This is a genomic window from Endozoicomonas sp. SESOKO2 (genome assembly GCF_024606245.1).
GTDB lineage: Bacteria > Pseudomonadota > Gammaproteobacteria > Pseudomonadales > Endozoicomonadaceae > Endozoicomonas_A.
In genome coordinates this window covers 1-1,967 of record NZ_JAHHPQ010000656.1, presented here as the reverse complement: position 1 = coordinate 1,967, position 1,967 = coordinate 1, and the positions used below count along the sequence as shown (strand labels likewise).

Annotated in this window: 2 protein-coding genes; both read left to right on the top strand. The window is 49.6% G+C overall.

Annotation, left to right across the window (positions count from 1 at the left end; genetic code table 11):
• The first annotated feature begins 239 nt into the window (after nucleotides 1-239).
• A complete protein-coding gene (gene trmH, locus KDK17_RS16210; RefSeq protein ID WP_257281693.1) occupies nucleotides 240-923 on the top strand; it encodes a tRNA (guanosine(18)-2'-O)-methyltransferase TrmH in 684 nt (227 codons plus the stop codon).
• Between the two features lie 148 nt (nucleotides 924-1,071).
• Nucleotides 1,072-1,967, top strand: an 896-nt coding sequence (locus KDK17_RS16205; RefSeq protein WP_257288532.1) for a polysaccharide deacetylase family protein, incomplete at its 3' end; no start/stop codon positions are given.

Genomic DNA, 1,967 nt, shown 5'->3' with positions numbered 1-1,967 from the left:
CCCAAGAGCAAACAGCAGGGCAACACCAGGAATAACAAAACCGACAGCCACCAGCGATTCCACAAAAGCAGCCAATGCTATAATCGGGCCCAGCCAGTGCCCATGATGTTGAAGCCATGCATGTAATGCTACAAAGCTATCAGATTCCACAAAAAGCCTCTTTCGATATCACCATGATGTAAAATGCTTCCTTCATATCCGTAAGTAACACCACACAATGCCACATTGAGAGCAGAACCATGACACCGGAACGTTACAAAAAATTTAAAGATCTGCTGGATCGACGTCAACCCGACCTGACGGTGCTCACGGATCAAGTTCATAAACCCCATAATCTCTCAGCTATTATCCGAACCTGCGATGCAGTGGGCATTTCCGATATCCATCTCAGCCAGCCAAAGATGGGCTATCGAAATTTTCGGGGCAGAGCTCTGGGCAGCCATAAATATGTTAATGTTCATCATCACAGCAGTGTAGAGGAAGGTATATCACAACTGAAAGCCAGCGGCTTTAAAGTTTATGCTGCGCATTTTTCCGACAGTGCAATCCCCTATTCAGATGTCGATTACACTTCGCCTGTAGCGGTTATGATGGGCGCGGAGAAAAAGGGTATCAGTCCTCAGGCGGCAGAGCTGGCTGATCAACATATTATTATTCCCATGCAGGGCATTGTGGCTTCTTTCAATGTCTCGGTTGCAGCAGCAGTCATCCTGGTTGAAGCTCAACGACAGCGCCTGTTGAAGGGGATGTATGATAAACCCAGCCTGCCTCCGGAGATCTACACTCCTACCCTGTTTCGCTGGGGATATCCCGAACTGGCTCGATATTGTGACGAACGGGGACTGAAATACCCACAAATGGATGAAAACGGGCAGCTTATAGACCCATCCTCCTGGTACATCCGGGTCCGGGCTAACGCCTGAGCCATAGAACAGGCTCTCCCATTGAACCTAATCTTTTGAATTCAACTTGCATTGCTTGCCAAACATACCGTAAATGTCTTAGTTTCGAAGCTTGAAACTCATCACAAGCGTCTCCTATGACTCACCTTACTTTAGCAACAGAGGCTCCATGAACCCCCGCATAGCTTCCCGCATTCAGCAAATCAGCCAGCTTGCCTCCCGGCCTTTGAAAGGATTACTGGCCGCTGCGGCATTCATACCTTCTGTGGCGATGGCGGCAGATAGCGCAGTGTTCCTGCAATATCACCATGTCAGCGATAAGACCCCTGCTGTCACCAGCATTACACCAGAGATGTTCAGGCAACATCTGGATTATCTGGATAAAAATGACTTCAATGTAGCGCCCATAGAGACCATCATCAAAGCCATTCAAAGTGGCCGGTCAGTGCCCGATAAAACGGTAGTGATCACTTTTGATGATGCTTACAAAAACATCTATGAAAATGCCTTCCCAATGCTGAGAGATAAGGGTTGGCCGTTTACAATTTTTGTCAGCACTCAGCCAGTGGATCGTGGCTTTGGCAACTTCCTGACCTGGAAGCAGATTCAGGAGATGAGCCGCTCAGGCGCTACCATCGCCAACCATACCACCAGCCACCCTCATATGCCGGAAAAGCTACCCGGCGAATCCGATCAGGCCTGGCTGGAACGCTCCGGAAAGGAGATCACCGACACAGAACAACGCATCAGGAACGAAACCGGTCAGGATGTCAAAATGCTGGCCTGGCCTTTCGGCGAGACAGCCCCAGAACTGAGAAAGATGATCAAGGAGATGGGCTACATTGGGTTTGGTCAGCAGTCTGGCGCTATTGGCCCACTGTCAGACTTTACCCGCCTGCCCAGATTCCCTATGTCCGGGAGTTATTCCGATATGAGTGGTTTCAGAACCAAAGTAAACAGCAGACCCCTGCCAGTGACGCAACAGGAGCCCGATACCGCTATCATTGACCCAAAGAACCTGACGCCCTCTCTAACCCTAACTTTGGCAGACGGCAACTATCAGAA